At 59.3% G+C, this 20,996-nt stretch carries 20 protein-coding genes; 4 read left to right on the forward strand and 16 right to left on the reverse strand.

The features are described from left to right. Window positions 1-103 precede the first annotated feature (103 nt). From garD to kdgD, 4 genes are all read right to left on the reverse strand, one after another. Window positions 104-1,657, reverse strand: coding sequence for a galactarate dehydratase (garD, locus tag QF043_RS24280; protein ID WP_307420459.1), 1,554 nt, complete (start codon window positions 1,655-1,657; stop codon window positions 104-106). An 11-nt stretch (window positions 1,658-1,668) separates the two neighbouring features. Beyond that, a complete protein-coding gene (locus tag QF043_RS24285; RefSeq protein ID WP_307420460.1) occupies window positions 1,669-3,033 on the reverse strand; it encodes an MFS transporter in 1,365 nt (454 codons plus the stop codon). 183 nt (window positions 3,034-3,216) lie between these two features. Further along, the gene (locus tag QF043_RS24290) at window positions 3,217-4,662 is read right to left on the reverse strand and encodes an aldehyde dehydrogenase family protein (RefSeq protein WP_017138260.1); all 1,446 of its coding nucleotides are present in this window, start codon (window positions 4,660-4,662) and stop codon (window positions 3,217-3,219) included. A 54-nt stretch (window positions 4,663-4,716) separates the two neighbouring features. Further along, window positions 4,717-5,628 (reverse strand): 5-dehydro-4-deoxyglucarate dehydratase, encoded by a 912-nt coding sequence (gene kdgD / locus QF043_RS24295; protein WP_138816847.1) that lies wholly within the window; start codon window positions 5,626-5,628, stop codon window positions 4,717-4,719. 236 nt (window positions 5,629-5,864) lie between these two features. Here kdgD and QF043_RS24300 point away from each other — a divergent pair, with 236 nt between their 5' ends. Further along, window positions 5,865-7,022, forward strand: a complete 1,158-nt coding sequence (locus QF043_RS24300; RefSeq protein ID WP_307420462.1) for a phospholipase — start codon at window positions 5,865-5,867, stop codon at window positions 7,020-7,022. Window positions 7,023-7,185: 163 nt separating this feature from the next. Here the strand turns inward: QF043_RS24300 and QF043_RS24305 are convergent, their stop codons facing one another. The 8 genes from QF043_RS24305 to rplM form a co-directional block, all read right to left on the reverse strand. Then, entirely contained in the window at window positions 7,186-7,935 is a 750-nt protein-coding gene (locus QF043_RS24305; protein ID WP_106578653.1) for a FadR/GntR family transcriptional regulator, read from the reverse strand. A gap of 158 nt (window positions 7,936-8,093) precedes the next feature. Then, window positions 8,094-8,513: a ClpXP protease specificity-enhancing factor gene (locus tag QF043_RS24310; RefSeq protein ID WP_069786065.1), complete on the reverse strand. Its 420-nt coding sequence runs from the start codon at window positions 8,511-8,513 to the stop codon at window positions 8,094-8,096. Window positions 8,514-8,530: 17 nt separating this feature from the next. Next, on the reverse strand, window positions 8,531-9,148 hold the full coding sequence (locus QF043_RS24315) for a glutathione S-transferase N-terminal domain-containing protein (protein ID WP_017138266.1): 618 nt from the start codon (window positions 9,146-9,148) through the stop codon (window positions 8,531-8,533). A 149-nt stretch (window positions 9,149-9,297) separates the two neighbouring features. Continuing rightward, the gene (locus tag QF043_RS24320; protein WP_068932034.1) at window positions 9,298-10,077 is read right to left on the reverse strand and encodes a cytochrome c1; all 780 of its coding nucleotides are present in this window, start codon (window positions 10,075-10,077) and stop codon (window positions 9,298-9,300) included. After that, on the reverse strand, window positions 10,077-11,288 hold the full coding sequence (locus QF043_RS24325) for a cytochrome bc complex cytochrome b subunit (RefSeq protein ID WP_017138268.1): 1,212 nt from the start codon (window positions 11,286-11,288) through the stop codon (window positions 10,077-10,079). The genes QF043_RS24320 and QF043_RS24325 overlap by 1 nt, the downstream gene beginning before the upstream one ends. Further along, the gene (gene petA / locus QF043_RS24330) at window positions 11,288-11,884 is read right to left on the reverse strand and encodes a ubiquinol-cytochrome c reductase iron-sulfur subunit (protein WP_003216040.1); all 597 of its coding nucleotides are present in this window, start codon (window positions 11,882-11,884) and stop codon (window positions 11,288-11,290) included. The genes QF043_RS24325 and petA overlap by 1 nt, the downstream gene beginning before the upstream one ends. A gap of 265 nt (window positions 11,885-12,149) precedes the next feature. Next, window positions 12,150-12,542: a 30S ribosomal protein S9 gene (rpsI, locus tag QF043_RS24335; RefSeq protein WP_003216038.1), complete on the reverse strand. Its 393-nt coding sequence runs from the start codon at window positions 12,540-12,542 to the stop codon at window positions 12,150-12,152. Between the two features lie 14 nt (window positions 12,543-12,556). Further along, the gene (rplM, locus tag QF043_RS24340; protein ID WP_003171742.1) at window positions 12,557-12,985 is read right to left on the reverse strand and encodes a 50S ribosomal protein L13; all 429 of its coding nucleotides are present in this window, start codon (window positions 12,983-12,985) and stop codon (window positions 12,557-12,559) included. Between the two features lie 249 nt (window positions 12,986-13,234). On the opposite strand from rplM, the gene QF043_RS24345 reads away from it, so the two are divergent. Then, the gene (locus QF043_RS24345) at window positions 13,235-14,275 is read left to right on the forward strand and encodes an NADP(H)-dependent aldo-keto reductase (protein WP_307420463.1); all 1,041 of its coding nucleotides are present in this window, start codon (window positions 13,235-13,237) and stop codon (window positions 14,273-14,275) included. Between the two features lie 116 nt (window positions 14,276-14,391). On the opposite strand, the gene QF043_RS24350 is transcribed toward QF043_RS24345, so the two are convergent. Then, window positions 14,392-15,528 (reverse strand): acyl-CoA dehydrogenase family protein, encoded by a 1,137-nt coding sequence (locus tag QF043_RS24350; RefSeq protein WP_307420464.1) that lies wholly within the window; start codon window positions 15,526-15,528, stop codon window positions 14,392-14,394. Between the two features lie 220 nt (window positions 15,529-15,748). Here QF043_RS24350 and QF043_RS24355 point away from each other — a divergent pair, with 220 nt between their 5' ends. Beyond that, a complete protein-coding gene (locus QF043_RS24355) occupies window positions 15,749-16,669 on the forward strand; it encodes a GlxA family transcriptional regulator (protein ID WP_177336516.1) in 921 nt (306 codons plus the stop codon). Between the two features lie 129 nt (window positions 16,670-16,798). Here QF043_RS24355 and zapE read toward each other — a convergent pair whose 3' ends face one another. The 3 genes from zapE to QF043_RS24370 all read right to left on the reverse strand — a co-directional run bounded on the left by zapE (window position 16,799) and on the right by QF043_RS24370 (window position 19,982). Continuing rightward, entirely contained in the window at window positions 16,799-17,893 is a 1,095-nt protein-coding gene (zapE, locus tag QF043_RS24360) for a cell division protein ZapE (protein WP_065911585.1), read from the reverse strand. 79 nt (window positions 17,894-17,972) lie between these two features. After that, window positions 17,973-19,328, reverse strand: a complete 1,356-nt coding sequence (locus tag QF043_RS24365; RefSeq protein ID WP_307420465.1) for a tryptophan--tRNA ligase — start codon at window positions 19,326-19,328, stop codon at window positions 17,973-17,975. A 24-nt stretch (window positions 19,329-19,352) separates the two neighbouring features. Then, window positions 19,353-19,982: an alpha/beta hydrolase gene (locus QF043_RS24370; protein ID WP_307421507.1), complete on the reverse strand. Its 630-nt coding sequence runs from the start codon at window positions 19,980-19,982 to the stop codon at window positions 19,353-19,355. 147 nt (window positions 19,983-20,129) lie between these two features. Between QF043_RS24370 and QF043_RS24375 the strand changes: the two genes are divergently transcribed. Then, window positions 20,130-20,567 (forward strand): YhcB family protein, encoded by a 438-nt coding sequence (locus tag QF043_RS24375; RefSeq protein ID WP_017138275.1) that lies wholly within the window; start codon window positions 20,130-20,132, stop codon window positions 20,565-20,567. Window positions 20,568-20,996 lie beyond the last annotated feature (429 nt).

A 20,996-nucleotide genomic window follows, 5' to 3' on the forward strand; every position in this document is an offset into this window, starting at 1 on the left:
GTGGGAGCTGGCTTGCCTGCGATGGCGCAGTATCAGTCGATGCATTCGTTACTGATACACCGCCATCGCAGGCAAGCCAGCTCCCACAGAGTCCGTGCTGGTCTCAGGTAATGGGTGCAGGGTTGAACAGGGTGATGTCGTTATGCAGCTTATGCCGCTCCGCCCACGTCTGTTTCTTGCCGCTGGCCACATCCAAATAGAAGTGGAACAACTCCCAGCCCAATTCCTCGATGGTCGCACGCCCGGTGGCGATGCGCCCGGCGTCGATATCGATCAAGTCCGGCCAACGCTGCGCCAGTTCCGTGCGCGTCGACACCTTGACCACCGGCGCCATCGCCAGCCCATACGGCGTACCACGCCCGGTGGTGAACACATGCAGGTTCATCCCGGCCGCCAGTTGCAGGGTGCCACACACAAAGTCGCTGGCCGGCGTGGCGCAAAAGATCAGGCCCTTGCCCTTGAACCGCTCACCCGGGCCAAGCACGCCATTGATCGCGCTGCTGCCGGATTTGACGATGGAGCCCAGGGACTTCTCGACAATGTTCGACAACCCGCCCTTCTTGTTACCCGGCGTGGTGTTGGCGCTGCGATCCGCCTCACCCTTGGCCAGGTAACGGTCATACCAGTCCATTTCCCTGACAAGTTCCTGGGCAACTGCCTTGCTCTCGGCGCGCGACGTCAGCAGGTAGATGGCATCGCGCACTTCGGTGACTTCGGAAAACATCACCGTCGCCCCGGCCCGCAACAGCAAATCCGAGGCATAGCCCAACGCCGGGTTCGCGGTGATGCCGGAAAACGCATCACTGCCGCCGCATTGCATGCCCAGGATCAACTCGGACGCCGGCACGGTTTCCCGGCGACGCTGGTCGAGTTTCTTCAAGCGGGTTTCGGCCAGCGCCATGATCTGCTCGATCATTTCGGTAAACCCGTGGCTGGAGTCCTGCAGGCGGTACAGCCACGGCTCACTGAGGTCGACCGAACTGTCGTCGTCGTGCATCACCTGTCCGGCCTGCAACTTCTCGCAGCCCAGGCTGATCACCAGCGCTTCGCCGCCCAGGTTCGGGTTGCGTGCCAGGTTGCGCACGGTGCGAATCGGAATATAGGCATCGGTCGCAGTGATGGCCACGCCACAGCCGTAGCTGTGGGTCAGCGCCACCACGTCATCAACGTGTGGGTACTTGGGCAGCAACTCGTCCTTGATGCGCTTGACCGCATGGTCCAGCACACCGGTGACGCACTGCACCGTGGTGGTGATGCCGAGGATATTGCGCGTGCCGACGGTGCCGTCGGCGTTGCGGTAGCCCTCAAACGTGAAGCCTTCCAACGGCGCCTGGGTGGCAGGCACCTCGGTCGACAGCGGCAAGCTGTCCAGCGGCGGCGCAGTGGGCATGCGCAACTGGTCTTCCTGCACCCAACTGCCGCGCGGAATCGGCGCCAGCGCGTAGCCGATGGTCTGGCCGTAGCGAATAATCTCACCGCCTTCGGGGATGTCTTCCAGGGTGACCTTGTGGCTCTGCGGGATGAAATCCACGGTGACCAGGCCGTCCGGGAACTCGGTGCCGGCCGGCACGCCCTGGTCGTTCACCACGATCACCACGTTATCGCGCGCGTGCAAACGGATCGAGCGCGGCGAGTCGGCATGTTCAATCAACTGCATTACATCGCCCCTCAGGAGTGCGCTTGGGTAAGGTTAGTCAGTTCCGGCCCTTTGCTTGGCGGCTCTTTGAGCACCACGCGCTTGATCGGGCCAACGATCACCAAATAGCTGAACACCGCCAGCAGCGCGTTGGCGCCGACGAACACCAAGGCCCACTTGAACGAGCCGGTGGTGGCAATGATGTAACCAATCACAATCGGCGTGCTGATGGACGCCAGGTTGCCGAACATATTGAACAAGCCGCCACTGAGCCCGGCGATTTGTTTCGGCGAGGTGTCGGACACCACCGCCCAACCCAGTGCGCCAACGCCTTTGCCGAAGAAGGCCAAAGCCATGAAGCCCACCACCATCCATTCAACGTCAACGTAGTTACACGCAATGATGCTGCTGGAAACCAACAAGCCAGCAATGATCGGCGCCTTGCGCGCGAACGTCAGCGAATGGCCTTTGCGCAGCAGGTAGTCGGAAATCACGCCGCCGAGTACGCCGCCGATAAAGCCGCAGATCGCAGGCAACGAGGCAATGAAACCCGCCTTGAGGATGGTCATGCCGCGCTCTTGAACCAGGTACACCGGGAACCAGGTCAGGAAGAAATAGGTGATGCCATTGATGCAGTACTGGCCCAGGTACACGCCGAGCATCATACGGTTGGTGAGCAATTGGCGGATGTAATCCCACTTCGGCCCGTCGGTTTTCTGGCCTTTGGCTTTGTCCTGGTCCATGTCGACCATCGCACCGTTGGCCGCGATGTGGTTGAACTCGGCCTCATTGATCATCGGATGCTGGCGCGGGCTGTGGATAAGTTTGAGCCAGATCAGCGAGAACAGGATGCCGATGCCGCCCATCACGATAAACACGTGCTGCCAGCCGAAGCTGTAGACGATCCAGCCCATCAGCGGTGCAAACAGCACCGTGGCGAAGTACTGCGCCGAGTTGAAAATCGCCGACGCTGTGCCGCGTTCTGCCGTAGGAAACCACGCCGCCACAATACGGGCGTTTCCGGGAAACGAAGGCGCCTCAGCCAGGCCCACCAAGAAGCGCAGCATGAACAGCGCCACAATCGCGGTGGAGACCCCAAATTCACCCACATAGCCTTGCAGCACGGTGAACAGCGACCAAGTGAAAATGCTCAGCGCATAGACTTTTTTCGAGCCGAACCGGTCTAGCAGCCAGCCACCGGGAATTTGCCCGGCCACGTAGGCCCAACCGAATGCAGAGAAGATGTAACCGAGGGTGACCGCGTCAATGCCGAGGTCTTTTTGCAGGCTGGAGCCGGCGATGGCGATAGTGGCTCGGTCGGCATAGTTGATCGTGGTCACCAGAAACAGCATGAGCAGGATCAAATAGCGGACGTGAGTCGGCTTGGTCGCTTGCATGAAGAAGTACTCCCACTAATTATTTTTTTTGCGGGTAATCATTTCTGTTTTAAGTGCAGGAACCGCTTTGTGTGGGAGCTGGCTTGCCTGCGATACAGGCACCACGGTGTGTCAGTTACACCCTGGTGATGCAATCGCAGGCAAGCCAGCTCCCACATAAGCCGGTGCCTACCGGGCCATTTCCTACGACCCGATGTAGCTGGTTTTCACCACTGTGTAGAACTCTTGCGCATAGCGGCCTTGCTCGCGCGAACCATAGGACGAACCCTTACGGCCACCGAACGGCACGTGATAATCCACGCCAGCGGTTGGCAGGTTGACCATCACCATCCCGGCCTGGGAGTGGCGTTTGAAGTGGTTGGCGTACTTGAGCGAGGTGGTGGCGATGCCCGCCGACAAGCCGAACTCGGTGTCATTGGCCATGGCCAGCGCCGCCTCGTAATCCGCCACGCGCACCACGTTGGCCACCGGGCCGAAGATCTCTTCACGGCTGATACGCATGGCGGCTTCGCTGTCGGCAAACAGCGTCGGCGCCAGGTAGTAGCCTTCGGTGTCACAGGTCACCAGGCCGCCACCGCTGACCAGCCGCGCGCCTTCGCTTTGGCCGATGTCGATGTACTTCATGTCCTGGTCCAACTGGGCCTGGGAAACCACCGGGCCAATGTCAGTGCCGCTTTTGAGCGCGTGGCCGACTTTGATCGACTTCATGCGCTCGGCCATGGCCGCGACGAACTGGTCGTGGATACCGGCGGTGACGATCAAGCGGCTGGAGGCCGTGCAACGTTGGCCCGTGGAGTAGAACGCGCTCTGTACCGACAGCTCGACGGCCTGCTTGAGGTCGGCGTCATCGAGGATGATCTGCGGGTTTTTACCGCCCATTTCCAACTGCACTTTGGCCTGGCGCGACACGCAGCTGACGGCGATCTGGCGACCGACGCCAACCGAACCGGTAAAGCTGATGCCGTCGACTTTCGGGCTGTTGACCAACACATCGCCGACCACACGGCCGCTGCCCATCACCAGGTTGAACACACCGGCCGGGAAACCGGCGCGGGAGATGATCTCGGCCAAGGCCCAGGCGCAACCCGGCACCAGTTCGGCCGGTTTGATCACCACACAGTTGCCGTAGGCCAGGGCCGGGGCGATTTTCCACGCGGGGATGGCAATCGGGAAGTTCCACGGCGTGATCAAGCCGACCACACCGAGGGCTTCGCGGGTGACTTCCACATTTACGCCTGGGCGCACCGAAGGCACGTAATCGCCAGACAAGCGCAGGCACTCGCCGGCGAAGAATTTGAAGATGTTACCGGCGCGGGTCACTTCGCCGATGGCTTCGGGCAGGGTCTTGCCCTCTTCACGGGCCAGCAAGGTGCCGAGCTCTTCGCGGCGGGCGAGGATTTCGCTGCCGACTTTATCCAGTGCATCGTGGCGCGCCTGGATGCCGGACGTCGACCAGGCCGGGAACGCGGCGCGGGCGGCATCGATAGCAGCGTTGACTTGGGCTACGTCAGCCTTGGCGTATTCGCCAATGACATCGGACAACTCCGACGGGTTGATGTTGTTGCAGTAGTCGGCACCGGCCACCCACTCGCCGTTGATGTAGTTTTCAAAACGTTTGGCTTGGGACACACATTCTCTCCTGACGCAAAAGGCCGCTGATTGCTCAGCGGCCTTGTGGATAAGTTACTGCGGACCTTGCTTGTCGATCAGCGCGGCCAGGGCTTCGTACTCTTCCGGCAGCAGGTCGGTCAGCGGCGTGCGCACCGGGCCTGCGTCATAACCGACGATTTTGGCGCCGGCCTTGACGATGCTCACCGCGTAACCGGCTTTACGGTTGCGAATATCGAGGTAAGGCAGGAAGAAGTTGTCGATGATCTTGGCAACAGTGGCGTGATCGTCCTGGGCAATCGCGTGGTAGAAGTCCATCGCGGTTTTCGGGATGAAGTTGAACACCGCCGAGGAGTACACCGGCACACCCAGGGCCTTGTAGGCAGCGGCGTAAACCTCTGCAGTCGGCAGGCCGCCGAGGTAGCTGAAACGATCGCCAAGACGGCGGCGGATCGACACCATCAGCTCGATATCGCCCAGGCCGTCTTTGTAGCCGATCAGGTTCGGGCAGCGCTCGGCCAGGCGTTCGAGCAAGGGCGCGGTCAGGCGGCAAACGTTGCGGTTGTAGACCACTACGCCGATTTTGACCGACTTGCACACGGCCTCAACGTGGGCGGCAACGCCGTCCTGGCTGGCTTCGGTCAGGTAGTGCGGCAACAGCAGCAAGCCTTTGGCGCCAAGGCGCTCGGCTTCCTGGGCGTATTCGATGGCCTGGCGGGTCGAACCGCCGACACCGGCCAGAATCGGCACGCTGGTGGCGCAGGTATCAACAGCAGTCTTCACCACTTGGGAATATTCGCTGGCGGCCAGGGAGAAAAACTCACCGGTGCCGCCAGCGGCGAACAAGGCGGTGGCGCCGTAAGGGGCCAGCCATTCCAGACGCTTGATGTAGCCCGCCTGGTGGAAGTCACCCTGGGCATTGAAATCGGTTACCGGAAAAGACAGCAAACCGTGGGAGAGGATGGACTTCAGTTCTTGTGGATTCATTATTCGAACACCCTGGATGAAGACTTTCTGTCGAAAGGTTGTTGTTGGTTTTGGTGATGTCGTACGTCATCGTACAACTATAAAAAGATTCGTCAACTGCAATTCATCGGGCCTCATTCGTAGGCACGTGTTTAAACGCAGCTTCTTGACGTAGGAAATTATTCCTCTATGCTCACAAAGACTGTATATACATACAGTTATTACGGAAGATTCCTACGACATAGCAAGGAGCTAACATGTCAGGTCTTGAACTCGCAGCCCCCGAAAAAACACCACCCACCTTACGTTTTGAAGGCGGTGAACACACTGCCATTGGCGATGACACGCTGCTGCGTTTCGTCAAGGACGCTCCGGCGATTCCTGCGCGGCAAGTTGAACTGCACCTGCCCAATGGCCTGGCGCTGACCTACGGCCAAGTGATTGCCCTGGGCGGCGATTTCTACGGCATTCCGGGCCAGGCCATCAGCGATGGCGCCTCCCCGGCCGAGCGTGTGCAACGTTTTACCGCCGCCTTCAACTCGCTGGCGGTGCTACCGGCCTCGCGTGAAGAAGCCGGGAAAATCCTCGCGGTCATGCAAAAGGAGATCAACGCGGTCAGCCTGGCAATCCGCGACGGCAAACAACCCCATGAGGCCTACGACGCGCTGGGTGATACGTTGTCCGAGGAATGGAACCGCATCACCGGCGGCGGCAGTGCGGTTTCGGCGCTGATTCCACTGGGGCGCTACTTGAAGCTGGCCGCAGACAACGCCGACCACTTTGGCGAATGGGCGCTGTCGGCGTACCTGGCCGGCCATACGGCGGCGCTGCAACAGGCGGTCATCGCGCACCAGACCGGCACCGACCAGGCGCTGGAACTGGCGTATGCGATGAACAGCTTTGCCGATCACTTTTTGACCGATCTGTTTTCTGCCGGCCACCTGCGCGTGCCGCGCAAGCAATTGGCGGCGGTGGTCACACCCGCAGAGCTGGGCTCGCTGATCAGCCGCTTCATGCACGACGAAGACAGCAAGTTCGGGCTCAAGGTACGCAATGCCAAAGGTGATCAATGGCAAGCGTATGGGGACAAGCGCTACTTCGATGCGATCGACGCGGACAATCGGGCCATGGTTAAACGCGCGGTGCAGGCCTCGGCCGATGAGATCTTCGAGACCTTCATCAGCGGTATCGCGCCCTCCCCGGCCAGCTTCAAGGCGCCGTTGTATGTGCCGGACCTGAATGCGGCGCAGAACCCGGCGAACAACTTTTCGCCGCTGTTCAAGATGGAGGGTGACAAGGTGTTGCGCCGCAAGGACGTGAATGACCTGAACGACAAGCACTGGACCAATGATTGGTGGGGTTGGAGCACTTACCTGCTGCTCAAGGACTACAAGCCCAACCAACCGGCCCATTAAGTAAACACAAAACGCCAGGCCAAGGAGGTCAAAATGTGGGAGCGGGCTTGCTCGCGAAGGCGTTGTTTTAGTTGATGCATGTGCAGACTGACACACCGCATTCGCGAGCAAGCCCGCTCCCACACTTGGATCGATTTACTCCTGACACCACTCGGTTGCCCAGTTAACCGCGCTGCGCCTCCGCCTCTTCATGGGCATGGCGCAGCCGCTCACGGCTGTTGGTCAGATGCAGGCGCATGGCTGCGCGTGCCGCGTCCGAATCCTGGCGGGCAATCGCCTCGTAAATCTCTTCGTGTTCGCGGCTCAGGCGGCCCATGTAGTGCTGCTGGTCATCATGGGCCAGACGCGCCGAATTCAGGCGGGTACGCGGAATGATGCTGGTGCCCAGGTGGGTCATGATGTCGGTGAAGTAGCGGTTGCCGGTGGACAGCGCGATTTCCAGGTGGAACGCAAAATCTGACGCCACCGCGTCCCCTGCGTGGGCCGCGCTTTCATTCAGCGCATCGAGGGCTGCGCGCATGGCAGCCAGTTGTTCGTCACTGCGGCGCAACGCAGCAAGGCCAGCCGACTCCACTTCCAGGCTGATACGCAACTCCAGAATCGCCAGCACATCCCGCAACGTTACCACCGTGGCCGGGTCGATCCGGAAACCGCTCGGGCTGGGCGTGTCCAGCACAAAGGTGCCGATACCGTGGCGGGTTTCCACCTGCCCCGCCGCCTGCAAGCGTGAGATGGCCTCACGCACCACCGTGCGGCTGACCCCATGGGCTTCCATGATGGCCGACTCGGTGGGCAACTTGTCGCCGCGTTTGAGCTGGCCGTCGCGGATCTGCTCGGACAACACCGTGACCAATTCCTGGGCAAGGCTGCGGCGCTTGCGGGGAAGACGAGGGGCGGTGTTGGCGTTTTCCATGACGAATGATCTTTCTCGGCGAACTTGAGCCCGCATCATAGCCCATGGCGGTTGTACGATCACCGTTCTGACACGACTTTCATCCATATCCTTTACGCAAAAAAATGCCCCGGCACAGGCCGAGGCATTTTCAGGGCTCACACGAAGGTGAACGCCGCTTACTTCACCACTTTCAGGCTCGGCCGACCGCTTGGACGCGGCGGCTCGGAGTCCGGTGGCGGTACATCATCACCGTCTTCGCCTTCAATCGCTTCGTCATCCTCGAAAGGCGACTCCAGATCAAACACCATGCCCTGGCCATTTTCCCGGGCATAGATCCCGAGGATGGCACCAATCGGCACGAACAGCGTATGCGGCACGCCGCCAAAACGCCCTTCGAAGCTGACGGCTTCATTGTCCATGTGCAGGTGGCGCACAGCACTTGGCGAAACGTTCAGTACGATCTGCCCGTCACTGGCAAAACCCTGCGGCACGTCAACCTTGGGAAATTCAGAGTTGACCAGCATGTGCGGGGTGCAATCGTTGTCCACAATCCACTCATAGAGCGCGCGGACCAAATAGGGTCGACTGGAGTTCATCAGCGGCTCCTTAAGCCTTAGCGCATATCGCGTTCGACACCAGACAGACTCGCCTGGAAAGCCTCACGCGCAAACTGGCGCTCCATGTAATCAAGCAACGGCTTGGCCGGCCGTGGCAGTTCAATGCCCAGGATCGGCAAGCGCCAGAGTATGGGTAATAGGCAGCAATCCACCAAGCTTTGTTCCTCACTGAGGAAAAAAGGCTTGTCGGCGAACAGCGGCGAAACGCCGGTCAGGCTCTCGCGCAATTCCTTGCGCGCTTGCACACGAACGGCTTCTTTACTGCGTGTATCCAGGATCACATCCACCAGCCCGCACCAGTCACGCTGGATCCGATGGATCAGCAGGCGGCTGTTGGCACGCGCCACCGGATACACCGGCAGCAAAGGTGGATGCGGGTAACGCTCATCCAGGTATTCCATCACCACGGTTGACTCCCACAACGCCAGGTCACGATCGACCAGGGTGGGCAAGCTGCCGTAAGGGTTCACTTCGATCAGTTTCGGCGGATGACGACCTGCCTCCACACTGATGATCTCGGCGCTGACACCCTTCTCTGCGAGCACGATGCGTACTCGGTGGGAATAGTGGTCGGCGGGGTCGGAGTAACAGGCCAACCGATTGGTCACGCCCATGGCGGTCCTCCTCGCTTGTTGAAATTATGGAAAGCTCAAAAACGAGCGCGCCCAGAGAGCATCCCTGTAGTGCCTGGTTCAACCAGACCGCTACGTATTCAGAGATGCCGCTGGGCGCGCAAGATTAACAGCAATTGCTTACGGTTGGATCAATGCACATCCTTCCAGTATTCGCGTTTGAGCAGATAAGCAAACACGAAGAAGAAGGCCAGGTACAGCAACACATACGTACCGATGCGCTGATGCTGCAATTTGACCGGGTTGGCCGAGTAGGCCAGGAAGGTCACCAGATTCTTGACCTTCTCGTCGAACTGCTCTTCGTTCAGCGTACCGGTCTTGGGCACGATGGTCAGTTGATCGCACGCTTCGTGTGTCAGAGGCGTGCCGGTCAGCGGATCATATTGCTTCTTGCCGTCTTCAACGACCTGAACCTGCTTGCATCCTACCACTTGGCGACCCTGCAGGCCGACCAGAACGTTAGGCATGCCGACGTTCGGGAAGACTTTGTTGTTCACACCGTAAGGGCGCGCCGGGTCTTCGTAGAAGGATTTGAGGTAGCCATACAGCCAATCGGTACCGCGCACGCGCGCCACCAGGGTCAGGTCGGGCGGCGCCGCGCCGAACCAGGCCTTGGCATCTGCCGGCTGCATGCCGATGTTCATGTGGTCGCCGATCTTGGCGCCCGTGAACACGGCGTGGCTGAGCATCACCTCATGGGGAATGCCCAGGTCATCGGCAACCCGCTCGTAACGCTGGAACTTGGCGCTGTGGCAGCCCATGCAGTAGTTGGTGAACGTACGCAGGCCATCTTGCATGGCGGCCTTGTCAGACACGTCGATATCGACTTTTTCCAGCTCCGCGCCGTGCTCGGCCGCGAAGGACAGTAGCGGCAGCGCCGCAAGGATCAAAGCAACGAATAACTTTTTCATCAGCCAGTCACCCTTTCCGGAACCGGTTTGGTCTTCTCGAGCCGGGTGTAGAACGGCATCAGAATGAAGTAGGCGAAGTACAGGAAGGTGCAGACCTGCGACAGCAGCGTGCGCTCAGGGGTCGGCGCCAATACGCCCAATACGCCCAGGATCACGAATGCAATGCAGAACACCCACAGCCAGATCTTGCTCAGCCAGCCTTTGTAGCGCATCGACTTGACCGGGCTGCGGTCGAGCCACGGCAGTACGAACAGCAGCGCAATCGACGCGCCCATGGCCATTACGCCCATGAGCTTGTCGGGGATAGCCCGCAAGATCGCGTAAAACGGCGTGAAGTACCAGACCGGCGCAATGTGCTCTGGCGTCTTGAAGGCGTTGGCCTGTTCGAAGTTCGGCTTCTCCAGGAAATAACCGCCCATCTCCGGGAAAAAGAACACGATCGAGCAGAAGATGAACAGGAAGACCACCACGCCGACAATGTCTTTGACGGTGTAGTACGGGTGGAACGGAATGCCATCCAGCGGGATGCCGTTTTCGTCTTTGTGCTTCTTGATGTCCACACCATCGGGGTTGTTGGAACCCACTTCGTGCAGCGCCAGGATATGCAGCACCACCAGGCCCAGAATCACGATGGGCAGTGCCACCACGTGCAGGGCGAAGAAGCGGTTCAGGGTGATGCCGGAGATCAGGTAGTCACCACGAATCCACTGGGTCAGGTCGTTGCCGATCACCGGGATAGCACCAAACAGCGAGATGATCACCTGGGCGCCCCAGTACGACATCTGGCCCCACGGCAGCAGGTAGCCCATGAAGGCCTCGGCCATCAACGCCAGGTAGATCAGCATGCCAAACACCCACACCAGCTCGCGTGGCTTCTGGTATGAACCGTAGAGCAGGCCCCGGAACATGTGCATATACACGACGATGAAGAACGCCGATGCGCCGGTGGAGTGCAGCAGACGCAGGATCGAGCCGTACTCGACGTCACGCATGATGTACTCGACGGAGGCGAACGCCTCCTCCGCCGACGGCGTGTAGCTCATCGTCAGCCACACACCGGTGACGATCTGGTTGACCAGCACCAGCAATGCCAGCGAGCCGAAGAAGTAGAAGAAGTTGAAGTTTTTTGGAGCGTAATATTTGCTGAGATGGTCTTCCCACATTTTAGTGGCGGGGAAGCGCGCATCCACCCAATCCATGAACTTGCTCATCAGGCTTTCTCCCCCTCGTCGACGCCAATGACAATGACACTGTCAGTCTCGTAGTGATGTGGCGGCACTGGCAGGTTCAGTGGTGCGGGTTGTGACTTGTAGACGCGACCGGCGAGGTCGTAGTGGGAGCCGTGGCAAGGGCAGAAGTAGCCACCGACCCAATCCTTGCCAAGGTCGGCAGGAGCAACTTCCGGGCGGAAGGTAGGCGAGCAACCCAAGTGGGTGCAGATACCGATCAGCAGCAGGATCTCTGGCTTGATCGAACGGATTTCCTTATCGACGTAGGCGGGCTGGTCGGAGTTCTTAGAGTCGGGGTCAGATAGCTGACCTTCGATTTTCTTCAGATTCCCCAGGATCTCCTCAGTACGACGAACGATGAAGACCGGCTGACCGCGCCACTCAGCAATCATCTGCTGGCCTGGGTCGATCTTGCTGACATTCACCTTCACCGGTGCACCTGCGGCTTTCGCCTTGGCACTGGGAAACCATGACCCCACGAACGGGACCGCAGCCCCCACCGCTCCTGCAGCACCCACCACGGATGTGGCTGCTACCAAGAAGCGACGCCGGCCTGCATTCACGCCGTCATTGCTCATTCAGTCCTCTCCCATCAGCTTTTTGGCCTGTTAAATCAGGCGTCTACTAAGTGTTGAATCTTTACTTATAAAAATTTTGTCGGATGGTAATGAAAAGCCCCACGTATGACAAGGGAATTGCCCAGGGCTCAGCCTCCAGGCCTTGTAGTATAGGGGGTCTACGGATGTGGCAAGTTGTCACGGTGAAATTTATGCATAAATCGCAGGCAATAAAAAACGCCCAGCTCCGTGAGGAGTTGGGCGTTTTTGTGGAACGTAAAGCGAATTAACGCTTCGAGTACTGCGGACGCTTACGCGCTTTACGCAGACCGACTTTCTTACGTTCAACTTCACGAGCATCGCGAGTTACGAAGCCAGCTTTGCGCAGAGCGCCACGCAGGGTTTCGTCGTACTGCATCAGAGCGCGAGTGATACCGTGGCGGATTGCGCCAGCTTGACCACTTACACCGCCACCGATAACGGTGACGTAGATGTCGAACTTTTCAACAGTCTCGGTCAGTTCCAGCGGCTGACGAACTACCATGCGGGCAGTTTCGCGACCGAAGAAATTTTCCAGAGTGCGGTTGTTGATCGAGATGTTACCAGTACCCGGACGCAGGAAAACGCGAGCGGTAGCGGTTTTGCGACGGCCAGTGCCGTAATTTTGAGTCGCCGACATAATGAACTATTCCGTTAAAACTTCAGTTCTTGGGGCTGCTGAGCAGCATGAGGGTGTACAGCGCCCGCATAGACTTTCAGCTTGCGAAACATATCGCGACCCAGTGGGCCCTTAGGCAGCATACCTTTGACCGCGATTTCGATCGGGGCTTCAGGCTTCTTGGAGATCAGGCCTTCGAAGTTCGAAGACTTGATACCGCCTGGGAAACCGGAGTGACGGTAGTACATTTTGTCTTGCGCTTTGTTGCCGGTAACACGTACCTGCTCGGCGTTGATGATGACAATGTAGTCACCGGTGTCAACGTGAGGGGTGTACTCAGGCTTGTGCTTGCCACGCAGACGGCTGGCGACTTCAGTGGCCAGACGACCCAGGGTCTGACCAGCGGCGTCGACGACAAACCAGTCGCGCTGAACTGTTTCCGGTTTTGCAGTAAAAGTTGTCATTCTTTAATAGCCTCAGGGGCCGCCCTGTAAATTAGACGGCGGATCTTACTGAATAGTGCGTACTTTGACAAGTCAAAGGCAGCCGGATACAGACGCTATCGGGGGCTCGGGTCGGCGCGTCCGTTCAACGGCAAGATTCTTCGGCAGGCGGCGCATCACTTCCACTGCAGAAAGAGGTGGGCAATTATGCAGATTGCGAAAAAAAATTCAACCTGCTTTTATGATTGTTTTCCCCCGAAGGAGTACCCGATGGATTATCGACAGCTGGGCCGCACCGATCTGAACGTAAGCGCGATCGCCTTGGGCACCATGACCTGGGGTGAGCAGAACAGCGAGGCAGAGGCCTTCGCACAGATCGAACGGGCCAAGGCCGCAGGGATCAACTTCCTCGACACCGCCGAAATGTACCCGGTGCCGCCTAAAGCCGACACCTATGCCACCACCGAGCGTTATATCGGAAATTACTTCAAAAGCCGCGGCGACCGTGCCGACTGGATCCTCGCCAGCAAGATCGCCGGCCCCGGCAATACCATCGACTACATCCGCGACGGCCACCTGCGCCACAACCGCAAGCACATCGTCGAAGCCCTGGATGCCAGCCTCAAGCGCCTGCAAACCGACTGGATCGACCTCTACCAGCTGCACTGGCCGGAGCGCAGCACCAACTTCTTTGGCCAACTGAGCTACAAGCACAAGGACGAAGACGACCTGACCCCGCTGGAAGAAACCCTCGAAGCGCTGGACGAACAGGTCAAGGCCGGCAAGATCCGCCATATCGGCCTGTCCAACGAAACCCCATGGGGCACCATGAAGTTCCTGGCCTTGGCCGAAGCCCGTGGCTGGACCCGCGCCGTGTCGATCCAGAACCCCTACAACCTGCTCAACCGCAGCTTTGAGGTGGGTTTGGCGGAAGTGGCGATTCGCGAGCAATGCGGCTTGCTGGCCTATTCACCGCTGGCCTTCGGCATGCTCAGCGGCAAATACGAAAATGGCGCACGCCCGGCCAAGGCGCGCCTGACCGAGTACAGCCGTTTCAGCCGCTACTTCAACCCGCAGTCGGAAGCCGCGTGCAGCCGTTATGTGGCCCTGGCGCGGGAACATGGCCTGGACCCGGCGCAGATGGCCCTGGCGTTTGTGACGCAACAGCCGTTTGTGACCAGCAATATTATTGGCGCCACGAGCCTGGAGCAATTGGACAGCAACATTGCCAGTGCTGACCTGGAACTGTCCAAAGAGGTTCTGGATGGGATTGAGGCGATTCAGAAGGATCATCCGAACCCAGCGCCTTGATTGATTTGTAGATAGCTATCGCAGGCAAGCCAGCTCCCACATTTTGAATTGTGAATACCTTCAAATGTGGGAGCTGGCTTGCCTGCGATGGGCCCTTAAACAGCACCACAAGACCATCAAAGCGCCCGCGCAATAATCTCCTTCATGATCTCATTGGTCCCCGCATAAATGCGCTGCACCCGCGCATCCGCCCAGGCCCGCGCAATCGGGTATTCCCACATGAAGCCGTAGCCACCGTGCAACTGCACGCACTCATCGAGCACTTTGCATTGCAGGTCGGTGGCCCAGTACTTGGCCATCGCAGCGGTGGGCACGTCGAGCTTGCCTTCCAGGTGCAGCGCCATGCATTTATCGACAAACACGCGGCCGATCTGAATCTCGGTGGCCATCTCCGCCAGCTTGAAGCGAGTATTCTGAAAGTCGGCAATCGCTTTGCCGAACGCCTTGCGCTCGCGGGTGTAGTCCAGGGTCCACTGCAGCGCAGCTTCGGCGGATGACAGCGCGCCAATCGCCACGGTCAGCCGCTCCTGAGGCAGCTCCTGCATCAAGTAGGCGAAGCCCATGCCTGCCTGACCCAGCAGGTTTTCCTTGGGCACGCGTACATCCTGAAAGAACAGCTCCGAAGTGTCCTGGGCCTTCATGCCCACCTTCTCCAGGCGCTTGCCCTTGTCGAAGCCCGGCGTGTCGGCTTCCACCAGAAACAGGCTGGTGCCCTTGGCGCCGGCCTTGGGGTCGGTCTTGGCCACCACGATCACCAACTCGGCGAGGTAGCCATTGGTGATAAAGGTCTTGGAGCCGTTGATCACATACTCATCGCCATCCAGCACGGCGGTGGTCTTCACACCTTGCAGGTCAGAACCGGCACCCGGCTCGGTCATGGCGATGGCCGTGACCATCTCGCCAGAGATCAATTTGGGCAGGTACTTGTGCTTCAGCGCTTCACTGCCGTAGTGCAGGATGTAAGGTGCGACGATGTCCGAATGCAGGGAGAAGCCGATGCCGGTAAGGCCCAAGCGACTGATCTCTTCGATCACTACCGCGCTGTACAAAAAGTCCGCGCCCAGCCCGCCGTATTCCTCCGGCAGGTGGGAACACAGCATCCCCGCCTCCCCCGCCCTGCTCCACAGATTACGGTCGATGTAACCCTGCTTTTCCCACTGCCCGTGGAACGGCGCAGCGTGTTTTTCAAGGAAGGTGCGCACGCTTTCGCGGAAGAGTTCGTGCTCCGAGCTGAACAAGGTTCTGGGGATCATGGGTCACCTGCGTGGATTGTCGGACAAAGACCAGACCACAGAGCCTATGCCGCGAAGGCGTCACAGGACACTGGACACATGCGACAAAAAATAAGACGATCCAGCCGTCTGGTGACCACTTTCCCCTATAAGAATAAATGAAATTATGTCTAACCAAATCTCCACGCCCTTGCGGCGCGTCAGCATTTTGGCCATTGATCGGGTATTCGCTTCCACCCTCATGCAAGCCAAGGATTTCTTCCACCTCGCCAGCCTGCGTTATGGCAAACAGCAAGGCCTGGGCCTGACCCCGGCATTCGAAACGCGACTGGTAAGCCCTGACGGGCAGTCGGTACGCAGCTTCAGCGATGTGATCATGCCGGTGGACGGCGGCCTGGAAAACGCCGACATCATCGTGTTGCCGGCCTTCTGGGATGACTTCGAAGCCCTGTGCAGCCGCTACCCGCAAGTGCTGCCGTGGTTGCGCGAGCAACATGCGCGTGGCGCGGTGCTGTGCGGCGAAGCCACCGGAGTGTTCTGGCTTGCCGAAGCCGGGCTGCTCGATGGTAAAGAGGCAACCACTTACTGGCGCTTCTTCAACGCCTTCAGCGAGCGTTTCCCCAAGGTGCAGCTCAACCAGGACAAGCACCTCACCGACGCCGACAACCTGTACTGCGCCGGCGGCACCACCTCGGCGTGTGACCTTTACATCTACCTGATCGAACGCTTCTGCGGCGCCAACATCGCCCAGGCGGTGGCCCGCGACATCCTTTACGAAGTGCAGCGCAACTACGCGCCAGGGCGCATCGGTTTTGGCGGGCAGAAGCTGCACCAGGATGTGATCATCCTGCAAATCCAGCACTGGCTGGAAGAGCACTTTGCCGACAAGTTCCGCTTCGAAGACGTCGCCCGGGAACACGGCATGAGCATTCGCAACTTCATGCGCCGCTTCCAGACGGCCACGGGTGACAAGCCGCTGCATTACCTGCAAAGGCTGCGCATCGAGACGGCCAAAGGCCTGCTCTCGGGCAGTCGCAAGAGCATCAAGACCATCAGCTATGAAGTGGGTTACGACGATGCAAGCTTCTTTGCGCGGCTGTTCAGGCAGCACACCGAGCTGTCGCCGAACCAGTACCGCCAACAGTTCCAGCAAGCCGCGTAAGCCAGACTCAACACGGTAAAAAATGTGGGAGCGGGCTTGCTCGCGAATGCAGTGTGTCAGTCAATGCATCTTTAACTGATCCACCGCATTCGCGAGCAAGCCCGCTCCCACATTTGATCTGGGTTGCTTTTAAGGCTTGTGCCCACGCGACAGGAACTCGTGGGATTGCATTTCCAGCAAGCGGCTCAGGGTGCGCTGGAATTCGAAGTTCAAGCGACCGCCCGTGTAGAGGTCCTTGAGCTCGACTTCCGCCGAGATGATCAGCTTCACGTTACGGTCGTAGAACTCGTCGACCATGTTGATGAACCGCCGCGCGATGTCATCGGTAGTAACGCTCATCTGCTCCACGCCGCTCAAGATCACCGCGTGGAAGATCTTGCCCAACTCGATGTAGTCGTTCTGGCTACGTGGGCCGTCGCACAGCTGGCGGAATTCGAACCAGGCCACGTCATCGCAGGTACGCAGGGCGATGATTTCGCGGTTCTCGATCATCAGCTTGTCGTTTTCCACCGCCTGGGTGCATTCCGGCGTCAGCGCGCGGAAGCTCTTTTTCAGGCTTTCATGCGCCGCTTCGTTCAGCGGGAAGTGGAACAGCTCGGCCTGCTCAAGGTGACGCAAACGGTAGTCGACACCGCTGTCGACGTTGACGATCTCGGTGTTCTGCTTGATCAGCGCGATGGCCGGCAGGAAGCGAGCACGTTGCAGGCCGTCCTTGTACAAGCCGTCGGGCACGATGTTCGAGGTCGCGACCAGGGTCACGCCGTTCTTGAACAGCTCTTCCATCAAGGTGCCGAGGATCATGGCGTCGGTGATGTCGGAGACGAAGAATTCATCGAAGCAGATGACCCGCGCTTCGTCGGAGAAGCGCTTGGCGATAATGGTCAGCGGGTTTTTCTCGCCCGGCAGCGTCTTCATCTCTTCGTGCACACGCTTCATGAAGCGGTGGAAGTGCGTACGCACCTTTTCCTTAAAGGGCAGTGCTTCGAAGAAGGTGTCGACCAGGTAGGTCTTGCCGCGGCCCACACCACCCCAGAAGTACAGGCCTTTGACCGGCGTGTGGTCTTTCTTGCCAAACAGCTTGCTGAACATCCCTGGCTTGTTGTGCGAGGCCGCGACCAGGTCGTCGTACAGGCGCTGCAAATGACGCACCGCATTTTCCTGGGCCGCGTCATGGAAGAACTCAGGGCGTTTCAGATCAGCTTGATATCGTTCTAGGGGCGTCATAATTTCGTTAGCAAGGCAACAAAAACGGGCCGTCACTGTAACGACGGCCCTGAATAATGGCAATCAACCCTTGGTCGGGTTAATCCTCGATGGGGGTCAACGCAACGCGCAAGGCGGCGATGGCTGCATCGCGTGACGTTTCGTCGGCAAAGCCAGCGCTATCAGCCACGGCAGCACCGTCCAGCCATACGCTGAAGCCTGTGGCCTCAGTACGTAGATCCAGCGCGTCGCCGTTTTGCAGTTGCTTGGTCACTGCGCCCGCTGTTTTGCCGTCGGCAAAATTGCGCGACAACAGCAATTGCTCGCCCTCGGCCGACAGCAGACGGAAGCGGAAGCTGCCGTCGTCTTCACGAAAGCTCACAAAGCGCGCAGCTTTCGCGGCTTTCTTCTTGGCCGCCACCGGCGCGGCGGCCTGGTTGACGAACGAGCGCAGGCCCACGGCTTCACGCAGCTCGGCAAGGAACGGTGCGGCCACGGCGCGGGCTTTCTTGGCGCCGATCAGCAGCAGGTCTTCCATGTCCGAGGGGCGCGACATCAACTGGTGGTAACGCTCGCGCGGCTCGCTCAGTTGGCTGTCGAGCAGTTGGAACAGGCGGTTCTTCGCCTCGCCCCAGCCCAGGCCTTGCAGCAGCTCGGCGCGGAACTCTTGTTCCTGAGCCTTGCTGGCAAATGCCTGGAACAAGGTAAACAGGTGCGAGTTGTCCGGGTCCTTGGCTTCGCCGGGCGCACGCGAGTCGGTGACGATCCGCGAGATGGCGTCCTTCATGTCCTTGGCGCTGGTGAACAACGGGATGGTGTTGTCGTAGCTCTTGGACATCTTGCGGCCGTCCAGGCCCGGCAAGGTGGCGACGCTTTCTTCGATCAACGCCTCGGGCATGGTGAAGAATTCTTTGCCGTTGCCGAACAGGTGGTTGAAACGCTGGCCGATGTCGCGGGCCATTTCCACGTGCTGGATCTGGTCGCGGCCCACCGGCACTTTATGCGCGTTGAACATCAGGATGTCCGCCGCCATCAGCACCGGGTAGCTGTACAGGCCCATGCTGATGCCCGCGTCCGGGTCTTCACCGCTTTCGACGTTCTTGTCCACCGAGGCCTTGTAGGCGTGGGCGCGGTTGAGCAGGCCCTTGGCGGCAACGCAGGTCAGCAGCCAGGTCAGCTCGGGGATTTCCGGGATGTCGGACTGGCGATAGAAGGTTACCCGGTTCACATCCAGGCCACCGGCCAGCCAGGTCGCGGCGATTTCCATGCGCGAGCGCTGGATGCGCTGCGGGTCATCGCACTTGATCAGGGCGTGGTAGTCGGCCAGGAAGTAGAAGGAATCGGCATTCGCGTCCTGGCTGGCGAGGATCGCCGGGCGGATCGCACCGGCGTAGTTGCCCAGGTGCGGCGTGCCGGTGGTAGTGATGCCGGTGAGGATACGGGTACGAGTCGTCATGGGTAATCGCTTATCAGACTGCTATCAATTCGAGAGGCGCGGCAGCACCAGATCCTTGAGATCGGTGAGCTTGCCATGAAAAAAGTGTCCGCATTCTGCCACTTTCAGCAGCTCATGGGGGCGTTTGAGGTCGGCGGACCAATCGTAGACCAGCTGCGGGTCGACCACTTCATCGGTTTCCGGCTGGATCAGGGTCAATGGGCAGCCTTGGGGCAGCACGTCGGTATCACGCAGGCGCATCACCGCGGCGGCGACCATGAACAGGTGCGCAAGCTTTTCGCCCTTGGCTTCCAGGCGGCCGCCGAGGCTGGCCGCGACGTAGCCGCCGAAGGAAAAGCCGAGCAGGGTAATCGGCAGTTCAGGGTGTTTTTCCCGCAACCAGGTGGCCGCCGCTTCGGCATCGTCCACTTCACCGGTGGCCATGTCGTGAGTACCGGCGCTCGCGCCGACGCCACGGTAATTGAAACGTAAAGTAATCAAACCAGCATCGCGGGCAGTACGCTGCAGGGTCGAAACGACTTTATTGAGCATGGTGCCACCTTGCACCGGGTTAGGGTGGCAGATCAGCGCCAGGCCACGTGGCTCGGGGTGATCCAGGTACAAGGCTTCCAATTGGCCTACCGGGCCAGCGATCAAAACGGGGGTTTCACGCATGAGCAAGGAATGAACTCCGTGACCTCTCAAAGGGTCGACTCGTCTAGCTAAAAGTCTGTGCATGGCATCATTGCGAGCTTAATCGCGGTATACAGCGCAGGTTTGAGCCGTTAACGTAAAGCAAAGCCGTTTATAGAGGAAGGACTCGTGGAACACTCGCTCTTAGTTTGGTTGTTGCCGACTCTTGCCCTGGTTGCCGGTGTCGCCATTGGATTCCTGGTTGCCCGCTTGCTGCCGAATGCCGCGCCTAACCGCACGCAGCGTCAGCTGGATGACATTCAGGAACGTTTTGACAGTTATCAGAACGAGGTTGTTACCCACTTCAACAGCACCGCGACCCTGGTCAAGAAGCTCACTCAGAGCTACCAGGAAGTACAGGATCATCTCGCCGATGGCGCCAACCGCCTCGCCCTCGACGACATCACCCGCCAGCGCCTGCTGGCCGCGCTGCATTCCGATGCACCGCAAGCCCCACGGGAGCGCTTGACGCCACCGCGGGAAAACCAGGAGCCACCACGGGACTACGCGCCAAAAACGCCGAACGCCCCAGGCATGCTGGATGAGCATTACGGCTTGAAGAAGTAAGTAATTTTCAAGCACTAAAAAGCCCGGCTGATCGATGATCAGCCGGGCTTTTTTGTGGGTGCTCACTCTCCAGAACAGTGGAGATCCACTGTGGGAGCGGGCTTGCTCGCGAAAGCGGTGGATCAGTCAAAACAACTGCAACTGACAGACCGCATTCGCGAGCAAGCCCGCTCCCACAGTTGAAGGGTGGTGGACACAGGATTCAGGTCTGCCACAAATAAGCGTTGGAGCTGGCTTGCCTGCGAATGGCGGTGGGTCAGGTAGCTTATCTACTGCTGATACACCGCATTCGCGGGCAAGCCCGCTCCCACAGTTGAAAGGTGGTGGGCACAGGATTCAGGTCTGGCACAAATGAGTGTGGGAGCTGGCTTGCCTGCGAATGGCGGTGGGTCAGGTAGCTTATCTACTGCTGATACACCGCATTCGCGA

It is taken from the genome of Pseudomonas sp. W3I7 (assembly GCF_030816095.1).
GTDB lineage: Bacteria > Pseudomonadota > Gammaproteobacteria > Pseudomonadales > Pseudomonadaceae > Aquipseudomonas > Aquipseudomonas salomonii.

Bases quoted from the DNA above. Each gene is read 5' to 3' on its own strand.
- QF043_RS24370 (WP_307421507.1), bottom strand. From the start codon at position 19,982: ATGCGTGAAACCCCCGTTTTGATCGCTGGCCCGGTAGGCCAATTGGAA.
- QF043_RS24345 (WP_307420463.1), top strand. From the start codon at position 13,235: ATGGATTATCGACAGCTGGGCCGCACCGATCTGAACGTAAGCGCGATC.
- QF043_RS24320 (WP_068932034.1), bottom strand. From the start codon at position 10,077: ATGAAAAAGTTATTCGTTGCTTTGATCCTTGCGGCGCTGCCGCTACTG.
- QF043_RS24310 (WP_069786065.1), bottom strand. From the start codon at position 8,513: ATGAACTCCAGTCGACCCTATTTGGTCCGCGCGCTCTATGAGTGGATT.
- petA (WP_003216040.1), bottom strand. From the start codon at position 11,884: ATGAGCAATGACGGCGTGAATGCAGGCCGGCGTCGCTTCTTGGTAGCA.
- QF043_RS24305 (WP_106578653.1), bottom strand. From the start codon at position 7,935: ATGGAAAACGCCAACACCGCCCCTCGTCTTCCCCGCAAGCGCCGCAGC.
- zapE (WP_065911585.1), bottom strand. From the start codon at position 17,893: ATGACGCCCCTAGAACGATATCAAGCTGATCTGAAACGCCCTGAGTTC.
- kdgD (WP_138816847.1), bottom strand. From the start codon at position 5,628: ATGAATCCACAAGAACTGAAGTCCATCCTCTCCCACGGTTTGCTGTCT.
- QF043_RS24365 (WP_307420465.1), bottom strand. From the start codon at position 19,328: ATGACGACTCGTACCCGTATCCTCACCGGCATCACTACCACCGGCACG.
- garD (WP_307420459.1), bottom strand. From the start codon at position 1,657: ATGCAGTTGATTGAACATGCCGACTCGCCGCGCTCGATCCGTTTGCAC.
- QF043_RS24350 (WP_307420464.1), bottom strand. From the start codon at position 15,528: ATGATCCCCAGAACCTTGTTCAGCTCGGAGCACGAACTCTTCCGCGAA.
- rplM (WP_003171742.1), bottom strand. From the start codon at position 12,985: ATGACAACTTTTACTGCAAAACCGGAAACAGTTCAGCGCGACTGGTTT.
- QF043_RS24300 (WP_307420462.1), top strand. From the start codon at position 5,865: ATGTCAGGTCTTGAACTCGCAGCCCCCGAAAAAACACCACCCACCTTA.
- QF043_RS24325 (WP_017138268.1), bottom strand. From the start codon at position 11,288: ATGAGCAAGTTCATGGATTGGGTGGATGCGCGCTTCCCCGCCACTAAA.
- QF043_RS24285 (WP_307420460.1), bottom strand. From the start codon at position 3,033: ATGCAAGCGACCAAGCCGACTCACGTCCGCTATTTGATCCTGCTCATG.
- QF043_RS24315 (WP_017138266.1), bottom strand. From the start codon at position 9,148: ATGGGCGTGACCAATCGGTTGGCCTGTTACTCCGACCCCGCCGACCAC.
- QF043_RS24355 (WP_177336516.1), top strand. From the start codon at position 15,749: ATGCAAGCCAAGGATTTCTTCCACCTCGCCAGCCTGCGTTATGGCAAA.
- rpsI (WP_003216038.1), bottom strand. From the start codon at position 12,542: ATGTCGGCGACTCAAAATTACGGCACTGGCCGTCGCAAAACCGCTACC.